This is a genomic window from Prevotella sp. ICM33 (assembly GCF_000517825.1).
GTDB classification, from domain to species: domain Bacteria; phylum Bacteroidota; class Bacteroidia; order Bacteroidales; family Bacteroidaceae; genus Prevotella; species Prevotella melaninogenica.
Map to the genome: position 1 here is coordinate 1 of NZ_JACD01000037.1, position 7437 is coordinate 7437.

General features: G+C 44.3%; 5 protein-coding genes. All 5 read right to left on the bottom strand.

Going from position 1 to position 7437, the window contains the following annotated elements:
* Positions 1-21 precede the first annotated feature (21 nt).
* Positions 22-222, bottom strand: a complete 201-nt coding sequence (locus tag HMPREF1505_RS13100) for a hypothetical protein (RefSeq protein ID WP_155948912.1) — start codon at positions 220-222, stop codon at positions 22-24.
* A 196-nt stretch (positions 223-418) separates the two neighbouring features.
* Positions 419-1000: an ankyrin repeat domain-containing protein gene (locus HMPREF1505_RS04930; RefSeq protein ID WP_036923390.1), complete on the bottom strand. Its 582-nt coding sequence runs from the start codon at positions 998-1000 to the stop codon at positions 419-421.
* A 20-nt stretch (positions 1001-1020) separates the two neighbouring features.
* Complete coding sequence (locus HMPREF1505_RS04935; protein WP_051412322.1) at positions 1021-5193, bottom strand: GH-E family nuclease; 4173 nt, start codon at positions 5191-5193, stop codon at positions 1021-1023.
* Positions 5180-6526, bottom strand: a complete 1347-nt coding sequence (locus HMPREF1505_RS04940) for a hypothetical protein (protein ID WP_036923393.1) — start codon at positions 6524-6526, stop codon at positions 5180-5182. Before HMPREF1505_RS04940 ends, HMPREF1505_RS04935 begins: the two co-directional genes overlap by 14 nt.
* 9 nt (positions 6527-6535) lie before the next feature.
* A partial coding sequence (locus HMPREF1505_RS13300) for a phage baseplate assembly protein V (RefSeq protein WP_036923397.1) occupies positions 6536-7437 on the bottom strand: 902 nt, incomplete at its 5' end.

The window sequence follows — 7437 nt, forward strand, 5'->3', positions numbered from 1 at the left end:
CGGTCTTTCCGTCAGGGCGTGTTACACTCCTAAGCATACCATTGCCCTGCCACGTATAGGTATAGTCACCTGTCTGCCAAGCAATATGCGTGCCACTTTCCTCCGACACCTCGTGGTTCGGTGCTGTGTCAGTCCACGACGTGGAGTTATCAGGATAAGATTACCCTCCACATCATAGAGATAGCCATAATGGCGATCACGACTGTGGAAGACATTGTTCATATAATCATAGCTTTAAACCTATGTGTACAGCAAACCAATTATTACATTACTTTATATCCAAACTAAAAAACTTTTTATAGATATTACTTTCCCAAGAAAACACTATTCGGAAAATCACTCTGAACAGTGAGAGAAACCTTATTGCTCACTAAAAGGATATCAAGAATATTTCATTTTCATATTAGATGACAGTTCGTTACTCTGTCCTATCCCCATACAGTTGTTTTATATGCTCTAATATTGGCTTTACGTTTTTAGTCTGATCACCTATCTTAACTGTACCGTTATCAATGCCGACCAAAATCTGGTATGCAGAGAATATTTTTCCTTTCTTGAACGGGTCTAAGCCCAAATCAAGAAGCTTGATGATATTCGGAGTATAGTCTATGTCATGTGAGAGGGCGTATCCAAGCAGGCCAGGCTCTACCTTAATATTGATGTTGGGGATTGTAAGCAGATAATCAAACATCTCATAGTTTTTTGACAGAATACAGTGGTGGAGTGCTACATAACCATTCAAGTCTGGTTTATTTATATCTGCACCTAATTCGATCAATTTCTTCGCATATTCGTTAGCAAAGGGGCAATCTTCAACTGGGTTTCTAAAGGCAATAATGCAATTGATAAGAGCGGAGCGTCCAAACTCATCAACAGAATCAAGTCCACTATGCTCTTCTAAAAAGACTTTGAATCTGTCAAAATCATAGTTATGACTAATAAGCTCAACAATTTCTAATCGGCTAAAATCATTTTTTTTATTTATTTTATTCTTTTTCATAATCTAATAAAATAATTTAATTACGACTTACAACTTACAATATTATTTTTCATTTCACCATTTGTTTGTGTTAATGGATTAGCTTTTGCTTCTCTGACATGTGACATATTCGTATGAGGATCTTCTATTTGATAAATAGCAGGATTATTCATAAGGTCATTAAATTCTTTTTGAGTCATGCCTTTCTTTTCTGCATACTCTTTGTAATATCTATATTCATGTCCTTCTTTGTGCCCTAAATGATACTCACCGTCACCCAATGAATAATTACGTCTCTTTCCTCCTTCTATGGCAATAGCATTATCCATGCCATCCACAGTATCGTAAAAACGCCCATCAATAATAGTCCCACTCTTTTCTATCGCTATTCGTGTTTTCTTACGAATATAAGGACGATGTAAATAAAGTCCAAATATGTCAAACCAAACATTACAATCCCTCACATACCCATACAGCGTTGGATTATTTCCCATCAACCTTATCGGATCTTGGCTGATATAATTACCAATCTTCGGGTCGTAATATCTGAACCTGTTGTAGTAGAGGCGAGTCTCATCGTCCTCATACTGTCCTAACTGGCGGAAGGGGATGAAGTCACGGATACCTTTTATGTTTCTGAGGTCACCATAGATATCATAGTCAGCCTGCCAGACTACGTTACCATAACTGTTGTACGCTTCCACGGGGCGACCCATATAGTCGCTGATAATCGTGTAGCGTTCACCGTTTTGTATCTTTGCTACAGGAACGTACGAGCCTTCCTCATACACCCATGTGACAAGGTTCTCTACTGGTTCTTCACCCTGCATACGGATGCGACCGAACTCGTCGATGCTATGCTGCGGACGGTCCTTCTCCTCATACTGCCACTCCTGCACCATCACATTGCCGTCCCAAAGGTAGCGACAGACATGACCATTGAAGAGCTTTGCCGTACGACGCCCAAGGGCATCATATTCGAAGCGAACAGTCTTACCGTAAGGAAGCCGCACCTCCTTGAGCATACCATTGCCATACCATTCATGGGCATAGTCACCTGTCTGCCAAGCAATATGCGTGCCACTTTCCTCCGACACCTCGTGGTTCGGATGTTGTGTCAGTCCACGCCGTGGAGTCTTCAGGATAAGGTTGCCCTCTACGTCATAGAGATAGTCATAATGACGGTCACGGAGAATCCTTCCGCCTTTGCCATATTCCCTGTCCCTGCGGTCACGACTGCGGAAGACGTTGCCTGCGGCATCTGGCATACGATAGTCGTCCGTACCGTCCTCATAACGAGCGCTCATCAGACTTCCAACCGCATCATAGGCGTAGCTTGTCCTGCCTCCCGTAATTCCGTCTATCACACTCTGCAGACGTCCCGACGCATTCCACGCATAGCGGCGGTCGTAGCCGTCCTGACGAAACGAACGGCTCTTCTGTGAGATGACATTGCCATAGGCATCGTAGGTACGTGTCATACGGATGCCACCAGAGAATATCTTCTCTATCTTCAGCCCCTCGCTGTCACGTACGATTTTCTCTTCCCAGTTCTCACCGCCACCACCAGATGCCGTCACACGGCTGAGCAAACCATCCTCATCAAAGCTATTCTGTACGACCGAACCAAGCGAAGTCCTTGTTTCTATACGGTTTCCAAGGTCATCATAGATATTCTCCACCGTCGTACCCTTGTCACTGGGCAGACCACCACTGAAACACTCCTTGACCACACGGCCGCCCTCGTCATACTCCATAGAAACGCTTCCCGTAGCATTGCGTGCCTCAGTAAGCCTGCCGAGCGCATCATAGCTGAAAGCTTCTATCGTACCATCACTGAAGCTACTGCGTGTCAGCCGTCCTCGCTGGTCATACTCATATTCCGTCCATCTGCCGCCAGCCCTTTCCTCACGGATGACACGTCCGGAGCGGTCACGCATATACTTGCGGTGCATACGGTCAAAGCCCGTCTCACCGACAATCTCTCCACGGAGGTTGCGGTCAAAGGTATATTCCTCGCCATGCTCGTTGGTAAGCATACGAAGGCGGTCCATACGGTCATAGGCAAAACGCAGCACGCTGCCATCCTCGCCCTCACGCTGGAGGATGTCGCCCATTGGCGAATACTTGTACTTCACACGGTGAAAACCCTCACTCGCTTCGACCACATCCTCGTAGGAATTGTAACGGAGGTTCGTCGTGCGTTTGCCAGTAGTGATAGAAGTAACTCGGTTTAAGCGGTCATAGCGGAACGTCTGTCGTGCACCGGCAGAGGTAAGTACTGAGAGAACATTACCCTTGTGGTCATAGTTCCACCGTGTTCCCACACCCTTCTCATTCTTTACAGAGACAAGGTTGTTCTGCTCGTTGTATTCCAGGTGTACTGTCCTGTCATCAAGACTCACAGAAGACAGCAGTCCATGCGTGTCATACTCAAAGAAAGTAGCTCGGTCGTCGGCTTCTATGACGGCAGAGAGCTGTCCCTCTCCATTGACAGGTGTACCGTCTTGGGAAGGTTTATGATAAACAAGGACACGACGGTTGCCTAAGGCATCAGTTTCAGTTATCAGTCTGTCTTCCTCATCATAGGCACGTGTCTCCTCCGTTCCATCAGGATGAATAACACCTGTAAGATTACCACGTTCGTCATAGCAGTAGCCTGTCATACGTCCTTCGCCGTCCCACTCACGATAGACCTCATAGTATTCTGTATATTCGTAGCGTTCACGTACGCCCAGCTCATCTTCCACGGAAGTAACAAGCTGCTCAGGCGTGTAACGATAAATCGTCTTCTCGTTCTCACCATTGACAACTACGTTATAGCCTTCTTCTGGGTGATATTCAATCCAGCCTTCCTGATAGCCGCCTTCGCCCCAAGTGTGTATGCAGCGAGCTTTCTTTCCTTCTCCTTGATACTCCCAATAGAAAGTCTGACCGTCCCTATCGGTCTTCGACGTCATAAGGTGGTTCTCATATTCAATATGAGTAGTCTTGCCCATGGCATCCGTGATGCCTGTCAGATCACCAGCCTTGTTATAGCTATACTCAACGAGTGTTTCATCTTCACCTCCATCAGTAGACAAGAGTACAACTCTTCTTACTTCTAAATAACCGTCATATTCAAGACGTATTTTTCTTCCAGCTGCATCAGAGATTTCTTTCAGCTTTCCTGCTTCATATTGCAACTCTGTTGTATGGCCAGACATATTTTTAATGGATGTAAGTCTCCATCTATCTGTTTCTGAAGCATAAACCCTTTCAAAAGTCTTGGTAATGCGACTTTTATGGTCATACGTCTCAAAGACTCCATTTCCTCTACGCAGTGTCAGGTGCTCTGAACGAATATAAGCTTCTTCTCCCTCATCAAGCATAGGAAAGCCCAAGACTCTTCCATCCTCGATGCGTACACCGATAGCATCCTCCTCTGGGTCAAGAATTACATCAAGGTCGTAGTTGTTCTGACACCCATATCCAAGAATACCAACATAGTCATTATCGCTGCTCCACTCTCTTCTCCACTCCAACGGCATAACACCTTGAAAGGCAAAGTCAGTACCTTCGTAAAGAACAGAACCATTGACAAGGTTTATAGGCTCAAATCCCATCTCGCATAGTTTCTTGCTGATGCGATTATCTTTTCCTGCTATCTTTTTCAACAGCTTGTTCATACCCTTACGAGCAAAATGCATAATAGCACCAAAGCCAAAACTCATGGCAAGTCCTTTCAGCATACCAGCCCAATCTGGGACAAGCGGATCGCCAATGTTAACAGGTGCCCCATAAGAAATAGGGAGTGAATAAGAGGTTGGAGCATAGATGGTTGGAATCAGATGCCAAAACTTTTTATGTCCAGGTTGTATCGTCAAAGGGATTCCAATGTCATTACAGGTCATTACGAAGTATCCTTTTCCGCTCAGTCGGGAACCTTCTGCATATACTCTTTCAGCTCCGAAAAAGTTCATTGAATCATGACCTATGATAGGTGCCATTATAAACGCACCTACTATAGGAAAGTGAACAAGTGGAATAATAATACCTTGCGTATCAGACACTCCTCTTTTGAACCCATTCACATTAACCGTTGCTCCAATGAACGGAACATAGTCCATCGGGTCCATAACGAAACCAATGAACGGATGAAAAGGATTCCATGATGTCGTAAAATGGATATCAATTCCCAATATAGGGGTCAAATGTGTATCAACTAAATTCATCTATATTTGGTTGTTTTGGGTTCTTTATTTGCTGTAGCTGTATCGTGGCTTGGGAGGCCCATAACTCACCATATATTCTCTTCATTCTCTCTTCAATATCTTGTCGGCCATTCTTTGTCATATTCTTATCATAGGACAAAAGAAAAGCTGCAATAAGAACGAAATCTGTATGCTTAAGGCTTTCATCCTCCATCGTTGAAAGATGTGGAAGGAGTTTATGAAGAAGCATGGAGCCTATCTCCTGCGTTGAATTCAGAATAGATATAGTTATAATATTTCGACAAGCACCAATGGCATTAATAATATCATTATGTAAAAGACAATAGTCCAATGTCTTTTCAAACCACTCAAGTGCTTCTTCGTGTTTGCCGATATAGTTCAGGTATGATGCCTTGTAGGTATAAGCTGTAACTGTCATAGCTGCTACTGAACTGTCTGACTGGTGAGAATCACACAAGGTTATCCCCTTATCCAATAATGCAAGTGCCTGTCCATCCTTGTAACGGAAAAGGAAACCTGCATAGACGATATAGGTGTAGAGCCACAATGATGGCTGACCAGATGCACGACCGATATCCAATAGACGTTCTCCAAGATCATCTAATTTACCTCTTTGGTCTTTGGAGGCAGCCTTGCCCATCTCGACCATAACTTTTCTAATCTTTACATTAGGATCTTCTGGATTACCTTGTGTAAGCAGATCGTTATAAGCTCCTTCCATATCAAGACTATCCAACCTTATGGTCACACATTGTTCTTTCAGACTGGATGCCAGTGTACTATAGACTTCTTTATCTGTATAGTCAATGACAAGCAGTGCAATATGAGATGGGAGTGTTTTACAGAATTCACCCAGCCATTTCTCAAACAGTTCATAACCACATAATAGTCTGGGAACAAGTCCAAGAAGAAGCATCTTTTGTCCGTAGTTCGGAAGACTCTGACTGAAACTTTCCAAAACAGATAACAACAGTGCTTCCTGCTGAATAGGTTCAGCCTCCTTTACCTTGGTAAGATACTGGGTGTGTTCCTTCCAAGGGAGTTGCGGGTACTGTTCCAATGCACGTGAATACTCTTCAAGCCAATCGTTACATAGCTGCCACGCAAAGGTTTGCGAATCTGCAAAATCAGTAAGCATCACAACAGGAGTTTCTTCTATCTTGCCATAGGGAGAGGATTCCAGTTTCAAAAAACCATTGACAATGGGAAGGTCAGCCTCTCTTATAACAAGTCTGACAAGTTTATAAGCAGACTTTCCTGCCATATTTGACTTCCAGACAGCCTGTATCTTGCCTATGCGTTCTGCTATTGGGTTATGTTCGTTTGACACCATAATCTAAAACTAATTGAGATTGACGGAACCGCTACCCTTGACATTCGTCGTAACAGATTCTATATCTGCAGCTACAGCTCCCTTTATACTTACTGTGTTACCAGCTTCAATCTTTACTTTCTTTGCTTTCTGCTCAACAAGCGCATTACTCTTTATTTTTACAGACTGCGTACCTGTTGTCTTATATTGCTTTGTTGTCTGCTTGATGGAATCCGTTCCGTCTACCTTGATATTCTTTCCATCAACCGATATATTCTTACCGTTTATCTTTATTGTACCATCTTTGTGTAACTCAATGGAAGCACTACCACAGGAGATGATTATTTTGTCAGACGAATCAAATGTGGCATTACCAGAACCGTCCATGTGAATGCTTGTTTTCCCAGGATCAGCTAATGTGACACTACCTTTGGAGTCATCAAGCTTAAGGGAGCTGCCGCTTCGTGTGGTAAGGCTCTTGCAGTTATTGCCTTGACCACCGCCACCACCAGTTGTTCCGTTAAACAGGCTACCCATAACGTATGGGCGGGCAGGGTCACCATGACGGAAGCCGAGGAGGACTTGGTCGCCTACCTCTGGGATAAACACAAAACCGCGGTTGCTCTTTACGTCACTACTGCTACCGCCATCAGGTGTCATCACACGCACCCAACTTGTCTGCATACCATCCGTCTGCCAGTTCATACGCACACGCACACGGCCCTTACCCTCAGGGTCAGCATTGCTAAGCACGGTTGCCATCTGTGTTTCAGCAAGCGGCATACGCACCTTTGGACTTGGCAGTGCCTTTATTGTAGCAGGGATAGCCTTGAAGCGGTTTTTGTAGTAGCTTCCTTGACTCACCTCATGTGTTATTTCGATAATGATAAAGTTACCCAAGCTCTCTTCTGATAGGTTCCCTACACGTTCCA

What these genes read in the sequence shown, in the direction of transcription:
- HMPREF1505_RS13100 (WP_155948912.1), bottom strand. Translation starts at nt 222, where the DNA reads ATGAACAATGTCTTCCACAGTCGTGATCGCCATTATGGCTATCTCTAT.
- HMPREF1505_RS04940 (WP_036923393.1), bottom strand. Translation starts at nt 6,526, where the DNA reads ATGGTGTCAAACGAACATAACCCAATAGCAGAACGCATAGGCAAGATA.
- HMPREF1505_RS04930 (WP_036923390.1), bottom strand. Translation starts at nt 1,000, where the DNA reads ATGAAAAAGAATAAAATAAATAAAAAAAATGATTTTAGCCGATTAGAA.
- HMPREF1505_RS04935 (WP_051412322.1), bottom strand. Translation starts at nt 5,193, where the DNA reads ATGAATTTAGTTGATACACATTTGACCCCTATATTGGGAATTGATATC.